Genomic DNA, 16,250 nt, shown 5'->3' on the forward strand with positions numbered 1-16,250 from the left:
AATTATGATGTACTTATTAAATTATCAAACTAATTAATCGAAGGAGTTTTATATATGACAGAATTACCATCAGTAGCATTAGGAACATGGGCCTGGGGTTCAGAAGATGTTTTCGGAGATCCACTGACAACAAACGACCTAAAACCAGTAGTTGATACAGCTATGAACAACGACTTAAATCTCTGGGATACAGCTGCCGTATACGGTATGGGAGCCTCAGAAACCTTTGTCGGTGATCTATTAAAAGACTATGACCGCAAAGATTACTTATTATCAACAAAATTCACACCACAAATTGCTGACGACAGCGAGAATGCTATGGCAAATATGCTTGAAGGCAGTCTTAAACGTCTACACACAGATTATATCGATATTTATTGGATCCATAATCCTGCTGATGTCGAAAAATGGACTCCACAACTTATTCCTTTAGTAAAGAGTGGCAAGATCAAACGTGTTGGTGTTTCAAATCATAATCTTGATGAAATCAAACGAGCTAACGAAATTCTCAACGCTGAAAATATTAGTATTTCAGCAGTTCAGAATCATTACAGCTTATTATATCGTTCATCTGAAGAAGCAGGCATCATTGATTACTGCAATGAAAACAATATTGACTTCTTCTCATATATGGTTCTTGAACAAGGTGCATTGAGTGGCAAATACAATACTAAGAATCCACTACCAGCAGGCAGTTCTCGTGCTGACAAATACAACAAGATGTTACCAGAATTAGAGAGCCTCACTAATGAGTTAACAAAAATTGGTCAAAGATACAATGCTTCTGCAGCACAAATTGCTGAAGCTTGGGCAATCAACAAGAACACTCTACCTATCATCGGTGTAACTAAGGAAAAATATATTGCTCAAACTAAGCAAGCTGCTTCTATCAAGTTGACTTCAGACGAGATCAACCGTCTTGAAACACTTGCTGCGGCAACAAATGTTGAAACAAAAGGTTCATGGGAAAAACCAATGAAATAATTTTGCAATTTGTTATTGCTTTAAAGTTAACTTCAAGGTATATGATGTAAATCATCGAAAGGAGGAATTATTTAATGACTAAAATTTTAATCGTTGGTGCACACGGTCAAACAGCAAGAATCGTCACTGATCGTGTACTTAATGAAACAGATAATTCACTAGTTTTGTACTTAAGAAACAGTGATCGATTAAATCAATATAAGGATAACGACCGTGTAGAATTGGTTGAAGGTGACATGCTTGATACCGACTCTCTAGTAAAAGCAATGAACGGAGTGGATATCGTCTACTCCAACGTTGGTGGAACTGACTTGGCAAACCAAACAAAAAGTCTTCTCAACGCTATGAAACAAGCTGGTAAAAAACGTTTGATCTTTATCAGCTCACTTGGTGCCTACCATGAAGTTCCCGGTAAATTTGGAGAATGGAACGAGCAAGCCATCGCTGCATACTTACCAGGTTTCAGAGAATCTGCCAAACTAATTGAAGCCTCAAATACTGACTACACGATAATTCGTCCAGCTTGGATGTCCAACAAGGACGAAATAAATTATGAAACAACTCAAAAAGGTGAAACATTTAAAGGTACCGAAGTTTCACGTAAAAGTATTGCTGACTTCGTCATGAAGTTATTAAATGATCCTACCAAACACATCAATGAAAGTGTAGGATTAAATAAACCAAATACTGACGGTGACAAACCAGAATGGATCTAATCAAATGACAAAAATTGATGTATTCGCTCATGTATTACCCAATGAGTTCTTTCAACAAATGAAACAATTCGATGATAACTTACTAGCTAAAAACCCTTATTTGCAAAATAACGTACTGACTGATATTAAAAAAAGAAAAGCTGGCTTAGCCCCTGATGTTAAACAAGTTATTTCCAATGTGAACTTAAATCCTGAAGACTACGTTGATGACAAAACGTCAGTCGAGTTATGCCGTAATGCAAATGACGAACTGATTTCTATGGTAAAGGATAACGACATCTTCGTATCTGCGGTAGCGATGTTACCTATGAATTCAGTTGATGAGGCAATAAAAATAATCGAAGAACAAGTTTCCACAAAGGATGAACTGATTGGTGTGCAATTATTTACCAGAGCCTTGAATAAACCTATTACATCCAGTGAATATGAACCGATTTTTGCCAAGTTAAGTGAATTAAATCTACCGATTTGGCTGCACCCAGTCTTTGACGAATCTCGTAACGACAACAACATTACCTTCAGTTGGGAATATGAATTGACTCAAGCAATGTACAACTTGGTCAAAAAAGGATACTTCCAAAAATATCCTAATTTAAAAATTATCGTTCACCACGCCGGTGCAATGATTCCCTTCTTCTCAGGAAGAATCAGATATACGATGTCTGAAATTGAATACAACGATTTCAAAAAGTTCTATGTCGATACTGCTATACTTGGCAATACCAAGGCACTAGAATTAACCAGCGACTTTTTTGGAATCGATCACGTATTGTTTGGAACTGATGCTCCCTTTGGCATACTACCCTTTGGAGCCACTAACGAAATTGTATCTGCAATCGATAATATGAATATCACCGCAGATCAAAGGGATTTGATTTATTCAAAGAACTTAAAAAATATCTTAAACTAAAGAATCCCTTCGCATTTGAGCAAATCAAATATGAAGGGATTTTTTGCTTTAAAGAAAGAAGATAATAACTTATGAAATATACAAAATTTGGTAATACTGGTTTAGATGTATCACGAATTGCTCTTGGTACTATGGGATTCGGTAATGCTTCAACTGGAATGTTCCCATGGGCTATTGATGAAGAAAAAAGTCAAAACGTTATCAAGACCGCTTTGGATTTAGGCATCAATTTTATTGATACCGCTAATATCTATTCTCATGGAGACAGTGAAAAATTTGTCGGAGACGCTTTAAAAAAGTATGCTGACAGAGATGAAATTGTTTTAGCCACAAAGGTATTTTTCACACCTGAACAAAAGCCGAATTATGCCGGATTGTCACGCAAAGCCATCATGAGTCAAATCGACAAAAGTCTTGAGCATCTTCAAACTGATTACGTTGACCTCTATATCATTCATCGCTGGGATTACAACACACCTATCGAGGAAACAATGGAAGCCTTACATGATGTTGTAAAATCCGGCAAAGCTAGATATATCGGTGCTTCAGCAATGTTTGCTTGGCAATTTGAAAAAGCTCAAGCCATTGCCAAAGAACATGGTTGGACTGAATTCGTCTCGATGCAAAATCATCTCAATTTACTATATCGTGAAGAAGAACGTGAAATGATGCCTTTGTGTGAAGATCAAAATATTGCCGTCACACCATACAGTCCCTTAGCATCTGGACGTTTGGCCAGAGATTGGTCTGCCACGACTAAACGTTATGAAACAGATAAAGTTGCTCGTTCAAAATACGATTCAACAGAAGAGCAAGATGAACCTATCGTTCAAAGAGTCGGAAAGATTGCTGACAAATACGGCATCAAGCGTGCTCAAGTAGCACTTGCTTGGTTATTGCAAAAACCACAAGTTACCGCTCCAATAGTTGGTGCAACTAAAAAGTCTCACTTAGTAGATGCCGTTGATGCACTAGACGTCAATCTAACTAAAGAAGACATTGATTTTCTTGAAGAACCTTACCTACCACACAATTTAGTCGGACCATTCACTAAGGCTGACGCAAACGACTATAGAAGATAATTAAAGATTTCGGGACTTCTGCTTGTCAACTCCAGGTTAGTTGCGTGATACTACTAATGTAGAGATATTTTAAGAGGGGCAACGACAAATGAATAACGAAATTAAATATATCATGAGTGAATTGGGCGTTATCTATGATTTTTATCAAGATCAATTTAGTTTGCAACGAATCAAAAATTATATTTTGAGTATGCCTGAAGGTAGTAAAATCATTGACGTGACAGCAGGCCAAATTCCAATGTATGACCATCAAATTGACTTGCCGATTGCCAAGTTTAACGACGACACTGACTCAGTCGGCTTGTTACAAGTTACTCACACGATCGTAAACAATCGTCCAAAAGACGAAATTGCGGCCGATAGTCAACGAATTATCGAGTTGGTCAAACGGTTGATCGTCTTGGTGGAACCAAAATAGAAAAAGAGGTTGTGACATAACTCGGTAACTGTATTAATTTGCAGCGTAAACACGTGTTAAAACACAATTTCTTTTGTTTAACAAAAAAGGATCTGACATAAATGTCAGATCCTTTTCGGTTATACTCAGAAATTATACGTGTTTTGCCACGCCCTCTTTACATATTCAATTCATAAGCTACTCGACGGTCATCGTCCTTGGGACCAACGTAAATAATTCCACGATATTTGAATCCAGCCTTTTCAGAGACGTGTTGCATTCCCTTATTCATTTCATGCGTATCGATCCGAAAGTTTCTAAAACCCAGTTCATAGCCGATCGAAAACATGTTAGACATCAAGAAGTCACTCAAATGCTTGCCACGATAGCCATCACAAATAGCAACACGATGTAAAGTCGCATATTTGTCAGTAGTATTGTTCCAACTACCATCTTGAATCACTGCATAATGAGGGTCGTTTGTTTGCATCAAACAAGTATAGCCGACTAAATCACCATTAACGATCAATACATATCCGCGGCCTAACTTCAAATCTTCTTCCAAAACTTCACGACTAGGTTGTCCATCCTGCCACTGCGGACTGCCAGTGCCTTTGATCAATCTTTTAGCATCGTTGATTACTTTAATGATCTGCTCCAATTCACTAACTTGAGCTTTTCTTACAAAAACATTAAACATAAATTCCACTTCCCCAGATCTAATTTCAATAAATCTAATAATAAGCTAACTGCGACCAAAGTCAATTCCAGCTTGAGTTGACAAAATCTCTTAATAAACCGATGATAGGAAATGTCGTATTTTTAACAATTATTGAGGAAGTGTAATTTGTATGAACAAACGGGCTAAATTATCGCTAGCCATCGTTACCATTGGAAGTTTCTTCGGAGTATTAAGTTCGACCTTAATGAGTACAGCTCTGCCTTCGATCATGAAGACATTCTCAATCACCACTTCAATGGGTCAGTGGCTAACTAACGGCTACATCCTAGTCAATGCCATTATGATTCCAACGAGTGCTTTTTTACTCAAGAAATTTTCTTTTAAAAATCTCTATTTGTTCTTTTCAACAATTTTTCTATTAGGAACAATCTTTGGAGCACTATCACAACAATACGTCTTCTTGATCACTGGCAGAATGATTCAAGCTATCGGTGCTGGAGTAATGATGCCCTTAGTCAATGTTATGGCAATGAATGCTGCCGATCGACAAGATCAAGGTAAAGTTATGGGAATTATTGGTCTGGCTTTTAATTTTGCCCCAGTAGTCGGTCCAACCTTATCTGGATTTGTCTTATCAGTCTTATCTTGGCGATACTTATTCATTCTAGTCATCCCGTTTACAGCTATAAATATTCTTTTATCGATCGTATTCTTGCAAAACAATCATAAAGAAACAAAACTAAAATTCAATACTAAAGGCCTGATTCTTTCAAGTTTGGGACTGTTATTCCTACTATATGGCTTATCTAACATCGGTACTACGAATTTCTTTACCTTTGATATTGGCGGCTCTACTCTAGTAGGATTAATTATTTTGACTTTATTTGTTTTAACTCAGCAGCATGCTGAATCCCCATTCATTAATTTCAAGATTTTTAACTACAAGCAATACAATGTTGCCGTCGTCATAAATATGATTCTAATGGTTACCATGTACAGTAATTCCATTATTATTCCGATCCTCGTTCAAAACGTTATGCACTACAGCGCCTTGCAGTCTGGATTAGTAGTCCTGCCTGGAGCTACTTTTACAGCTATCATGTCACCGATCAGTGGCCGCCTATATGACCGTTTTGGAGTCAGACGTTTGGTCATATCGGGGTTGATCGTCGACTGTATTGGTACTGGCTTACAGTCATTTACCACCTTATCCACATCGATTCTGGTAGTCACACTTGGCCAAACCATTCGCCAAATGGGATTATGTCAAGTTTTGATCCCTATTCAAACTCAAGCATTATCATCTATTCCTCACGATATACTGCCTGATGGCGTCGCAACTTATAACACATTAAGGCAAGTGGCAGCGTCATTTGGAACCGCACTACTAGTTGGTATCATCAGCATGTCAACACGCGCCCATCCCGGCAACTATCTAGTCAGTGAATTGGTCGGTATCAAAGTTGGCTTCGTTGTATCATTAGGGATGATTATCGTTTGCTTAATAATGACCCATTGGCTTGTTTCCAAAAATAACCAGTAAAAAAGGCGACCTTTTTAGGTCGTCTTTTGTTATAAGTATTATTCAATTGTTTGCCAATCCTCTTGCCAGATGATTCCCATTGTCTTCTCACCAGTATGAACACTGATTGCAGGTCCCAAGGAACTTTGAGTAACTCTAATTTGTGGAAATTTTTCGTGCAATTCTTTAGTCCAAGCATCAGACAATTCTTGATTATTAGCGTCGATGACCGTTGCATGTACTTTGTAATCAACATTATCCAATGTATTCTGAATTTTTTCACACATCAATTTGAAGACACGCTTCATTGTTCGCTCTTTACCAATTGCAATGATCTTACCTTCCTCATCAAAAGTAAGCATTGGTTTGATATTCAACAAATTACCGATCACTGCTGATCTATTGCTTAAACGTCCTGTACGCATCAAGTGTTTCAAATCATCTACCGCGAAGCGAACTTCCATCGTATCGCGCAACTTCAATAACTTAGGCATGATCTCTTCAGGTTCTTGGCCTTCCTTAACTAACTTACCAGCTAGCAGAACCAAATTGGCCTCGCCCGCACTGGCAACTAATGAGTCAAATGGAAAAGTCTTTGCTTTATCGTATGTCTTACAAAACATTCGTAGATTATCCATGAATGATGTAATTCCACTAGATAGATGAATCGAAATTATCTTGTCATATCCTTTAGCAACCAAGTTGTCATAGGCTTCCTCAATTTGACCCATGGAAACTTGCGCTGTAGTAGGTAATTCATCTTCAGTATTTAAATAGTCATAGAACTTATCTAGACCTAGTTCTTCAGTTTCTTTATATTGTTTGTTTCCTAAAATAACCGTAATAGGCAACACCACGATATTAAATTCTTTAATTTGTTCGGGTGTCAAATATGAAGCCGTATCCGTCACAATCGCCGTTGGCATAACTCGTCCTCTTTTTTCCTTCAAAATTAAATGAAAGTATTGATTAAATCATAACATAATTGTCATATATTTCTATTACCAAATGGTTCGCTACCTAACTAGAAAATTCTGTTTACTATATGTTTACTCAATATAAGTTGCCGTATATCTAAAAAGAGGTTATTATTTACTAGTAAACATTTACTAAATATGGAGAAAAATTATGAATACAGATAACTTACTATCAGATTATAAGAACATATTTAATAACGATGCCGAGAGACTATTCTTTTCACCCGGCCGTATCAACTTAATCGGTGAACATACCGACTATAATGGTGGAAATGTTTTTCCCTGTGCCATCAGCTTGGGAACATACGCCGCATATGGAACACGTGCTGACGATACCGTTCAATTGTACTCTGCTAATTTTCCTGATCAGGGTATCGTTAGTTTCAAGACTAATGATCTAGAGTATAAAAAAGCTGACGATTGGGCCAACTATCCTCGTGGAATTATGTATTACCTTACCAAGCACGGTTATTCATTCAATCATGGATTTAATTTATTTATTCACGGTAATCTTCCCGATGGTGCTGGACTATCTTCTTCTGCCTCAATCGAATTATTAATGGGAACTATTTTGAATACTGTCTTTGAATTAGGAATCGATCAATTGGATCTAGTCAAAGTTGGTCAAGAAGATGAAAACAATTATATCGGTGTCAATTCAGGAATCATGGATCAATTTGCCGTAGGTATGGGCAAAAAGGATCAAGCAATTCTACTCGATACTAACACGATGAACTACCAATACGCACCTGTTGAATTAGGCGATCACGTCATCGTAATTATGAATACTAATAAGCGTCGTGAACTGGCTGATTCGAAATACAATGAACGTCGCAGTGAATGTGAAGAGGCGTTGGAAAGATTACAGACTAAACTAAATATTAAGTCACTGGGAGATCTGACTATCGATGAATTCGATCAGAATGCCTATTTGATCAACGATGATACATTGATTCGTCGTGCTCGTCATGCTGTCTTCGAAAATCAACGTACCCTTCGTGCTATTAAAAAATTAAATCAAAATGATTTGGTCAGCTTCGGTAAGTTAGTCAACGCTTCACACGTATCCTTGCATTACGATTACGCCGTTACTGGACAAGAACTAGATACATTAGTAGAAACAGCTTGGCAACAACCTGGTGTTTTAGGAGCACGGATGACGGGAGCCGGTTTCGGTGGCTGTGCCATTGCTATCGTCGAAAAAGACCAAGTCGAAAACTTCAAACAAAATGTCGGAGAAACTTATAAACAAATCATTGGTTATGATGCTGATTTCTATATTGCTGAAATCTCCGACGGACCAAAAGAATTATCAAAGGTGGAAAAATAATATGAGTGCTATTGATAAGTTTATTGACGCGATTATTAATGCCGACAACAATTATCAAGAATTAGATAAGATATATTTGATCAATCGTGTTCGAGCCTTGGTTGGTGACAATTGTGACATCAACGGCAAGAATCTCTTAGCAACCCGTGATGCGCTGATACAAACCGCAATTCGTAATAAAAAAATCACTGACGATCCTACTGAAAAAGAAATATTGAGTGATCAATTAATGGATCTATACACACCTAGTCCATCATACATAAACCAAAAGTTCTGGAATCTGTATCAATCAAGTCCTGAAACTGCAACAAACTATTTTTATGAATTAAGTTGTAAAAATGACTACATAAAAACGCAGGCAATTGCCAAAAATATTTCTTATAAAACTCCAACTGATTACGGAGATTTAGAAATAACCATCAACCTATCAAAGCCTGAAAAAGATCCTAAGGCAATCGCAGCCGCGGGCAGTCAGATTCAAAAAGGTTATCCCAAATGTCAATTGTGCATGGAAAATGAAGGCTACTTAGGTCGACTAGGATATCCTGCTAGAAGTAATCATCGAATCATTCGCTTCATGTTAGGTGGAGAAACTTGGGGCTTCCAATATTCACCATACGCATACTTCAAGGAACATGCTATCTTCCTTTCACACATTCACCGACCAATGGTTATCAATCAACATACCTTCAGCAACCTGCTAGAGATCATCAGACAATTTCCACAATATTTTGTCGGTAGTAACGCTGATCTACCGATAGTTGGTGGTTCAATGCTATCGCACGACCACTATCAAGGTGGACGTCACGTCTTCCCTATGATGAAAGCACCGATCATCAAAAAAATCGATCTACCGATTAAAAATGTTACAGCTGGAATTGTGAAATGGCCCCTATCAGATATTCGACTGATCAGCGATCAACCGGAGGACCTAGTCGCTGCCGCAACTTTGATCCATAATAATTGGCAAAGCTACTCCGACGAAAGTGTCGATATTCGTGCCTATACTGACGGTGTCAGACATCACACAGTAACTCCGATCGCCTATCGCAAAGATGACAAGTACGTTCTAGATATTGTTCTTAGAGACAATCAAACTTCCGCCAAATATCCTGATGGTATCTTCCATCCACACAAGCAATATCAACACATCAAAAAAGAAAATATCGGTTTGATCGAGGTTATGGGCAGAGCTATTTTACCAGCCCGCTTGAAGACAGAATTAGTCGAAGTGGAAAAATATTTATTAAACGAAGATAACCAAATGGCTGCCTACCACAAAGCATGGGCAGACAGTCTAAAAGACAAATACGAGTTCAATGAAAAAAATGTCGAAGATATCGTTGATCAAGAAGCTGGTCTGGTCTTCTCACACGTTCTAGAAAACGCTGGAGTCTACAAATGGGATGAGCAAGGTCGACAAGCCTTTGACAAATTCATAAAAAATCTAAATGAGGTGAAATAATGGCTACAATTCGTGACATTGCAAAAAAGGCCTCCGTTTCACCCGCAACCGTATCTAGAGTATTAAATAATGATCTAACTCTATCGGTCACTGATGCTACTAGAGCAAAAATCATTAAAATAGCAGAAGAGTTGAACTATTCCAAAGCTAGTCGCAAAAATCAAATTCGAGTGGCACTTGTGCAATGGTATTCAGAATCACAAGAACAAGATGATATTTATTACATGATGATCCGTGAAGGTATCGAGAAACAGATCCAACGTTTTAATTTTGATGTCGTCCGCGTCTTCAATAATGATTTTCAAACCATTGAAGGTGATATTGATGGAATAATCGCCGTTGGTAAATTCAGCTCTGAGCAAGTGGATAATATGAAAAAATATTCTAAAAATATCGTCTTTATCGACGATGATCAATTCGAAAACAAATTTGATACCGTTCTGACTGATTTTCAATATGGTGTTCAAAACTCATTGGATTTCTTTTTGAAGCAAGGAATCAAAGAGATTGGCATTATCTATGGTGAAGAGAGATCAACCGACAACTTACGAGTTATCCCTGATAAACGTTTTGATTGTTACAAGAATTATTTGAAGCAAAAAGAATTATTCAATCTGGATTATACTTTCAAAGGAGATTTCTCAAAGAAATCTGGTTATGAACAGATGAAGTTGGCAATTAGGCAACTAGATAAGCTCCCTAAAGCGTTTTTCATTTCTAATGACCCAATGTCAGCCGGAGCTTTACAAGCTCTGCAGGAAACAAATATTTCAGTTCCAGACGATGTGCAAATCTTTAGTTATAACAATACTTCTGTGGCTAAATACGTTAATCCAGAATTAAGTTCTGTTTCGGTGGCAACTGTGCAGATGGGTGCCGCTGCAGTTCAGTTATTGTATGATTTATTGACTAATGAACATCATGTCCCTTATAAATTGGAATTATCTACTGAGTTGGTTATTAGAGATAGTACGTGCAAATAATTGTCGACTCCGGTCAAAAGTGAAATAAGCCTGCTGCTGGCTTTTTCACTTTCAACCTCCGTCTAGTTTGTTGTTCTATATATTAGAATTATAAAAGGGTGTATGCATGATTTTTCATGCGTACACCCTTTTTGTAATTTAATAACTTAATTATGCACTTAAAAATTTAAATCCAGTTCCTAAAATACTAAAGCCGATAATTATCAACAAAATGTATCCAATTTTAACATGCTTCTTTAGTAACCAATAAATGAATATTGTAAATAATAATGGTAATGAATTAGGAAGTATTTGATTAAACACTGACGTCAATTTTACTGCAGACTTTCCAACACCGAATTTCACAGGTGAATTAAGTACTACTAGACTGGCAGTCATTGATCCAATTACAAACATTCCTAAGATAGATGCTTTCTCAGAAATATTTTGAATCAAATTACTATCACTTATATTTTCCAGTAAGTCTGTTCCTTTTTCGTATCCTAATTTTAATCCATAATAACGTAAAATTGTACATGGAATATTATAGATAGCTAAAAATAAAATTGGGCCTAATATATTACCTTGCATCGCAAATGAAATGGCTATACCAGTGGCAACAATTCTAAAGGTAGACATTATCAAAGAGTCTCCAATTGCTGACAAAGGTCCCATCAAACTAACTTTAATATTGTTAATTAGACTAGTATCAAAATCATCCGATTCAGCATTTTTTTGTTCCATAGCAATAGATGTACCCAAAACCAACGGTGCAAAGACATTAGTTATATTAAAGAATTCCATATGACGTTGCATTGCTTTGGACATTCCGTCACTGTTATCATGATAAATTTTCTTTAACGCCGGAATCATCGCATAACAATATCCTGTAGCCATTTGTTTTGTATATTCCCATGAAGAACCCATTGTAAATGTACGCCAGAAGGTTTGATTCAATACTTTTTTCATATCTGTACTTGTACTAGAAGTCATCGTCATCCTCCTGAGAAACCATATTTAAAGCATTTTTCTTTTCTTGATAATACATGATCAAAATTACTGCTAGTCCAAATAAAGAAACACCAATAATTGGAACCTTTAAATAACTAGTGATCAAAAAACCAATAATAAAATACGGTACGATTTCTTTTTTTAATATTGCTTGAAGTAACATTGCAAAACCAAAAGCTGGTAATAACCCACTAGCTACAACTAGTCCGTCTTGAACAAACTGTGGAATCATTGCAACAATTGTTTTTGAAAAACCATTGCCAAAGTAATATGCCAACATGATCAATATCATCGAGGGTACAAAATTAACAATTGTTCCACCCCAAAACGACATTCTACTTAATTTATCAGCCTCACCTTTTTTGGCATAATCATCACACTTAGCTACATATAAGGGACAAATAAAAACATAAGCTAAATTTTGAACAATTAAAATTAACATTGAAATAGGCAATCCAAATGTTAAAGCTGCTGAAATTCCTTTTCCAGTACTGATTGCAAATGCAGTCCCTAAAACACCTGAAGAAACCATGTCTTGTGGAATAGAAGCTCCAACCTCTTGCACTCCAATATAAGCCAATTCCAAACTAGCACCAATGATAATACCAGTTTTTAAATCTCCCAATACTAATCCTGTCAATGGACCCATAACAATGGGACGAGAAACTTGTCCACGACCGGTTAAGAAATATTCGCCATAACCAATAAAGGAAACTATTCCTATAAGAATCGTCTTTAATAACATATTCTCATCCCCCTACAAACTAAGTTCTTTTTTAGCTTCAGAAGGAACTTGTTGAATAGTCACATCTACACCATCATTTTGCAATTCTTTTAGCTGCTTTTTATCACTATCATCAACAAAAACTGCGGCAGACAATTCTTCACTGTCATCATTCTTATCCGTTCCACCTAAATTTAAAATTTGGATTTTATTATTAGTTCCATTAATTAACCTATATGCATCATTGATATTCTCAACAACAATAAACAATTTGTACTTATCAGTAACTCCCTTATTTAAGGCTTCAATACTATCATCAATATTTTTCATAACTAATTTAACGCCATTTGGTTTTGCCATTTTCATTGTGGCTTTACGTAAATTACTTTTAACAACGTCATCATTTGCAACCAATATACAATTTGCACCTAAAAAACCTACCCAAGATAACGCAACTTGTCCGTGCAACAACCGGTGATCAACTCTTAAATTTAGAATCATTTCTTAAACATCCTCTCTTTAAATCTTAAATTGATAACGATCTGAAACGATATAATGTTCTCCATAATGAATTGGGACACCTTCACTGTCAGTGATCAATGTTTTCAATTCAAATAGTGGAAAACCAACAGAACAATCAAGATATTTCGATTGTTCAACATTTGCTAAAACTACTCCAAGCGTTGAATCAGGCGAATCAAAGTCACTTTCATGATATTGATTTTTTAGAATATCGTATAAAGGTCGTTTTAAGTCATCTTGTAAAAGACCAGCATATTTATTAAAACTAAAATAATTATTCTCGATCATTATGGGAACATTATCTGCTAAACGTAGTCTTTTTATATAAATAACTTTTTCCTCATTATCAGATAGTGCCAACTTCTCTGATAATTGTTCAGTTGCTTCAATAACACTGGTATCTAGAACTTCCGTACTTGGTTCAAACCCACCTTGTTTTGCAACATCTGAAAATCCTTCAACACGTTTTGATTCAACCAATCTATTCAATTTTCGTCGTTTTTTTACAAAAGTACCTTTGCCTTGAATTCTTTCAAGGTATCTATCCATCACTAATCCATCAATTGCTTTTCGCAGAGTTACGCGACTGACATTGTATTGAGCTAACAATTCTTGCTCACTGGGAATCTGTGCGTCAACTTTATAATCACCATTAATTATTTTTTGCTTTACGTCTTGCATAACTTGAATATACAAAGGTTGAACCATGTGTTATATCTCCTAAATTTAGATTAATACTCCACCTTACCCATGTATCTTCTTACATCCAGTGGGTGCTGGCGAATTATTGATAATTGTTTTCTATACTCACTTAAAATTGTATAGAACAATACTGGACTGAAATATTCTGATACTGAATCATCGATAACATCAAGACCTAGTTCCTTAGCATCGACAACTTCAATTTTACCAGCATACTTATTTAAAAACTTCAGAGCACGTTCATCCAATGGACGAGTTCTTCCCTGACTTTCAAGAACAATATATGGAACGTCCTTATCAGTTACTTCAAATGGACCATGGAAATATTCACCTGAATGAATTGCCGAAGCATTCAACCACTGCATTTCCATTAGTGAACAGATTGCAAATCCGTATGCATGGCCAAATGAAGGACCACTTCCCAGAATGTAAAACATATTCTCGTTCTGATACTTCTTAGCAAATTCAACTGTTCTGTCATGAACTTGATCAATTGCTCTAGATACAACAGTATCAATTAATTTAAATCCATCTTCCATTTTGTCCAAATTAGCATATTTCTCAACACTATTTAAAATCATTGCTGTCAAATTAAGCATAATTGCCATTGGATTATTGACAACTTCTTCTTCATTACCCCATTCGTAAACTATTTTTTCATCAGAGTATTTTAATAAATCTGCCTTAGGATTATAAGTTAGTCCAACTGTAAATGCTCCGTGCTCTTGAGCAATCTTAGCTGCATTGACACTTTCTGGTGTACTACCACTGTGTGAACAAACAAAGACAATAGATTTTTTACCCAACTTCTTAGGAACCACGTGATCAAATTCATTTGCTGGATATAGTCCAGTTGAAATTTTTGAAGATTCAGCTTCCAAAAAATATTTTGAAACATACATGTCTACTAGTGATCCACCACAGGCTACAAAATAAATGCTATCAACCTTGCCATCAGTCTTCTTAATAATCTCATTTCCAAATTCATTAATATTCATCGAACAGCCCTCCTATAATCTAATACGTCTTAATACGTCTTAATACGTCTTAATTCACTTACAATATAATTCTTTTTAGTTAGCGCTGTCAATAATATTTTTATATTTATTTACAAATACAAAAAAAGACAAACTACTTTAAGATAATTCTTAAATAATTTGTCTTTTTGCATTTAATATATTAATTTTATGCTTCCAATGACTTAGGATCAAAATCACGAGCAAATTCTGACAAATGAACCAGATTTCTCAAAAATTCATGTGTTGTTGCTTCGTAATGATACTTCAGTCCTAATTCATAAATATAACCGTTGATATAGTCAACCTCAGTCGGACGACCTTTTGACATATCCTGATACATTGATGGGAAGTGCAGCGGATTAGTTGTTGTACTTACATACTTGATTGTCTGCCATTCTTCTTCACGTGTATTCAACAGTTTAATATTGGCACGTTCACATACATCAAATGCTTCATTGATAAGTTGTCGTCCTAATTTTTCAGCGGTCTCACCTTGGATATACTCACCCATTTGAATCTCAAACATTGTACACAGGGTATTGATGACGGAATTAAAAATAACCTTAGCCATCAATGTACCTAAAAAGTTAGTAGTTAATGTCGGATTCAGATTTGCCTTGGTAAATTCTTCTACAATTTGATTTGTTGTATCGTCTGGCTTTTCAGTCTGATTGGCCATATGCATACTACCAGCACCTGCTGCACCAATGAAATCAACATCACCAGCAGCATTCAAAACGGTCCCGATCAAAGCTGTACCACCAATAACTTTTTCAGGTTTAAAATACTTATTTAATTTTTCGATATGTCCCATACCATTCATAGGTGTGACCACATACTGATGATCCTTGAAACTTTTTGCAGTACGTTTCAAAGCATCTTCTAATTGCATCTGCTTGGTGAAGACGATCCAAACATCAGGATCACCTTCATAATCTTCTGGAGAATAAATGTTGACGGGCACTAGATGTTTGTCTTTTCCATCTCTGGATACGAAAACTCCATTCTGCTCTTTGATCTTATTGATCTGTTCATCCCAGATTTCAACAAAATCCACTGGAAAACCAGCTTGTTGTAGTAAGACTCCATAACGCAGGCCCATTGCTCCTGCTCCTAAAACTGCATATTTCATAGTGTACGCCTCCATTTATTGATTAATGGCAATTATTAGACATTTTGTAATAATTGTCAATACAGTTTTAATCTTTTTCTCAGATTAGGTTGACTTATCATTGATACAAGCAC

17 protein-coding genes are annotated in these 16,250 nt (G+C 36.2%); 9 read left to right on the forward strand and 8 right to left on the reverse strand.

The features are described 5' to 3' along the window. Positions 1 to 54 precede the first annotated feature (54 nt). The 5 genes from U8519_RS09490 (at position 55) to U8519_RS09510 (ending at position 4,110) form a co-directional block, all read left to right on the forward strand. Complete coding sequence (locus tag U8519_RS09490; RefSeq protein ID WP_334330087.1) at positions 55 to 984, forward strand: aldo/keto reductase; 930 nt, start codon at positions 55 to 57, stop codon at positions 982 to 984. A 74-nt stretch (positions 985 to 1,058) separates the two neighbouring features. Continuing rightward, on the forward strand, positions 1,059 to 1,700 hold the full coding sequence (locus U8519_RS09495; RefSeq protein WP_334330088.1) for an SDR family oxidoreductase: 642 nt from the start codon (positions 1,059 to 1,061) through the stop codon (positions 1,698 to 1,700). Positions 1,701 to 1,704: 4 nt separating this feature from the next. Further along, on the forward strand, positions 1,705 to 2,610 hold the full coding sequence (locus U8519_RS09500) for an amidohydrolase family protein (RefSeq protein ID WP_334330089.1): 906 nt from the start codon (positions 1,705 to 1,707) through the stop codon (positions 2,608 to 2,610). A 71-nt stretch (positions 2,611 to 2,681) separates the two neighbouring features. Continuing rightward, positions 2,682 to 3,692: an aldo/keto reductase gene (locus tag U8519_RS09505; protein ID WP_334330090.1), complete on the forward strand. Its 1,011-nt coding sequence runs from the start codon at positions 2,682 to 2,684 to the stop codon at positions 3,690 to 3,692. An 88-nt stretch (positions 3,693 to 3,780) separates the two neighbouring features. Further along, on the forward strand, positions 3,781 to 4,110 hold the full coding sequence (locus U8519_RS09510) for a hypothetical protein (protein WP_334330091.1): 330 nt from the start codon (positions 3,781 to 3,783) through the stop codon (positions 4,108 to 4,110). Between the two features lie 157 nt (positions 4,111 to 4,267). Here U8519_RS09510 and U8519_RS09515 read toward each other — a convergent pair whose 3' ends face one another. Continuing rightward, positions 4,268 to 4,789, reverse strand: coding sequence for a GNAT family N-acetyltransferase (locus tag U8519_RS09515; RefSeq protein WP_334330092.1), 522 nt, complete (start codon positions 4,787 to 4,789; stop codon positions 4,268 to 4,270). A 151-nt stretch (positions 4,790 to 4,940) separates the two neighbouring features. Between U8519_RS09515 and U8519_RS09520 the strand changes: the two genes are divergently transcribed. Next, positions 4,941 to 6,314 (forward strand): DHA2 family efflux MFS transporter permease subunit, encoded by a 1,374-nt coding sequence (locus tag U8519_RS09520; RefSeq protein WP_334330093.1) that lies wholly within the window; start codon positions 4,941 to 4,943, stop codon positions 6,312 to 6,314. 38 nt (positions 6,315 to 6,352) lie between these two features. Here U8519_RS09520 and U8519_RS09525 read toward each other — a convergent pair whose 3' ends face one another. Next, positions 6,353 to 7,219, reverse strand: a complete 867-nt coding sequence (locus U8519_RS09525; RefSeq protein ID WP_334330094.1) for a DegV family protein — start codon at positions 7,217 to 7,219, stop codon at positions 6,353 to 6,355. Between the two features lie 202 nt (positions 7,220 to 7,421). On the opposite strand from U8519_RS09525, the gene U8519_RS09530 reads away from it, so the two are divergent. From U8519_RS09530 to U8519_RS09540, 3 genes are read left to right on the forward strand one after another with little or no spacing between them, the layout of a single operon-like run. Further along, complete coding sequence (locus U8519_RS09530) at positions 7,422 to 8,600, forward strand: galactokinase (RefSeq protein WP_334330095.1); 1,179 nt, start codon at positions 7,422 to 7,424, stop codon at positions 8,598 to 8,600. Between the two features lies 1 nt (position 8,601). Continuing rightward, complete coding sequence (locus U8519_RS09535; protein WP_334330096.1) at positions 8,602 to 10,065, forward strand: UDP-glucose--hexose-1-phosphate uridylyltransferase; 1,464 nt, start codon at positions 8,602 to 8,604, stop codon at positions 10,063 to 10,065. Beyond that, positions 10,065 to 11,048 carry a LacI family DNA-binding transcriptional regulator gene (locus tag U8519_RS09540; protein WP_334330097.1) on the forward strand — a complete coding sequence of 328 codons (984 nt, stop codon included), beginning with the start codon at positions 10,065 to 10,067 and terminating at the stop codon, positions 11,046 to 11,048. Before U8519_RS09535 ends, U8519_RS09540 begins: the two co-directional genes overlap by 1 nt. A gap of 150 nt (positions 11,049 to 11,198) precedes the next feature. On the opposite strand, the gene U8519_RS09545 is transcribed toward U8519_RS09540, so the two are convergent. The 6 genes from U8519_RS09545 to U8519_RS09570 form a co-directional block, all read right to left on the reverse strand. Beyond that, on the reverse strand, positions 11,199 to 12,020 hold the full coding sequence (locus U8519_RS09545; RefSeq protein ID WP_334330098.1) for a PTS system mannose/fructose/sorbose family transporter subunit IID: 822 nt from the start codon (positions 12,018 to 12,020) through the stop codon (positions 11,199 to 11,201). Further along, positions 12,010 to 12,783, reverse strand: coding sequence for a PTS mannose/fructose/sorbose/N-acetylgalactosamine transporter subunit IIC (locus U8519_RS09550; RefSeq protein ID WP_334330099.1), 774 nt, complete (start codon positions 12,781 to 12,783; stop codon positions 12,010 to 12,012). Before U8519_RS09550 ends, U8519_RS09545 begins: the two co-directional genes overlap by 11 nt. Before the next feature lie 12 nt (positions 12,784 to 12,795). Next, complete coding sequence (locus U8519_RS09555) at positions 12,796 to 13,263, reverse strand: PTS sugar transporter subunit IIB (protein ID WP_334330100.1); 468 nt, start codon at positions 13,261 to 13,263, stop codon at positions 12,796 to 12,798. 18 nt (positions 13,264 to 13,281) lie between these two features. After that, positions 13,282 to 13,992 carry a GntR family transcriptional regulator gene (locus U8519_RS09560; protein ID WP_334330101.1) on the reverse strand — a complete coding sequence of 237 codons (711 nt, stop codon included), beginning with the start codon at positions 13,990 to 13,992 and terminating at the stop codon, positions 13,282 to 13,284. Between the two features lie 23 nt (positions 13,993 to 14,015). After that, a complete protein-coding gene (locus U8519_RS09565) occupies positions 14,016 to 14,984 on the reverse strand; it encodes an SIS domain-containing protein (RefSeq protein WP_334330102.1) in 969 nt (322 codons plus the stop codon). A gap of 187 nt (positions 14,985 to 15,171) precedes the next feature. Continuing rightward, a complete protein-coding gene (locus U8519_RS09570) occupies positions 15,172 to 16,137 on the reverse strand; it encodes a ketopantoate reductase family protein (RefSeq protein ID WP_334330103.1) in 966 nt (321 codons plus the stop codon). Positions 16,138 to 16,250: the final 113 nt, after the last annotated feature.

Source organism: Companilactobacillus sp. HBUAS59699, from assembly GCF_036913575.1.
In the GTDB taxonomy this organism is placed as follows: domain Bacteria; phylum Bacillota; class Bacilli; order Lactobacillales; family Lactobacillaceae; genus Companilactobacillus.

Coding starts and splice junctions, on each gene's coding strand:
- U8519_RS09490 (WP_334330087.1), top strand. CDS start 55: ATGACAGAATTACCATCAGTAGCATTAGGAACATGGGCCTGGGGTTCA.
- U8519_RS09495 (WP_334330088.1), top strand. CDS start 1,059: ATGACTAAAATTTTAATCGTTGGTGCACACGGTCAAACAGCAAGAATC.
- U8519_RS09500 (WP_334330089.1), top strand. CDS start 1,705: ATGACAAAAATTGATGTATTCGCTCATGTATTACCCAATGAGTTCTTT.
- U8519_RS09505 (WP_334330090.1), top strand. CDS start 2,682: ATGAAATATACAAAATTTGGTAATACTGGTTTAGATGTATCACGAATT.
- U8519_RS09510 (WP_334330091.1), top strand. CDS start 3,781: ATGAATAACGAAATTAAATATATCATGAGTGAATTGGGCGTTATCTAT.
- U8519_RS09515 (WP_334330092.1), bottom strand. CDS start 4,789: ATGTTTAATGTTTTTGTAAGAAAAGCTCAAGTTAGTGAATTGGAGCAG.
- U8519_RS09520 (WP_334330093.1), top strand. CDS start 4,941: ATGAACAAACGGGCTAAATTATCGCTAGCCATCGTTACCATTGGAAGT.
- U8519_RS09525 (WP_334330094.1), bottom strand. CDS start 7,219: ATGCCAACGGCGATTGTGACGGATACGGCTTCATATTTGACACCCGAA.
- U8519_RS09530 (WP_334330095.1), top strand. CDS start 7,422: ATGAATACAGATAACTTACTATCAGATTATAAGAACATATTTAATAAC.
- U8519_RS09535 (WP_334330096.1), top strand. CDS start 8,602: ATGAGTGCTATTGATAAGTTTATTGACGCGATTATTAATGCCGACAAC.
- U8519_RS09540 (WP_334330097.1), top strand. CDS start 10,065: ATGGCTACAATTCGTGACATTGCAAAAAAGGCCTCCGTTTCACCCGCA.
- U8519_RS09545 (WP_334330098.1), bottom strand. CDS start 12,020: ATGACTTCTAGTACAAGTACAGATATGAAAAAAGTATTGAATCAAACC.
- U8519_RS09550 (WP_334330099.1), bottom strand. CDS start 12,783: ATGTTATTAAAGACGATTCTTATAGGAATAGTTTCCTTTATTGGTTAT.
- U8519_RS09555 (WP_334330100.1), bottom strand. CDS start 13,263: ATGATTCTAAATTTAAGAGTTGATCACCGGTTGTTGCACGGACAAGTT.
- U8519_RS09560 (WP_334330101.1), bottom strand. CDS start 13,992: ATGGTTCAACCTTTGTATATTCAAGTTATGCAAGACGTAAAGCAAAAA.
- U8519_RS09565 (WP_334330102.1), bottom strand. CDS start 14,984: ATGAATATTAATGAATTTGGAAATGAGATTATTAAGAAGACTGATGGC.
- U8519_RS09570 (WP_334330103.1), bottom strand. CDS start 16,137: ATGAAATATGCAGTTTTAGGAGCAGGAGCAATGGGCCTGCGTTATGGA.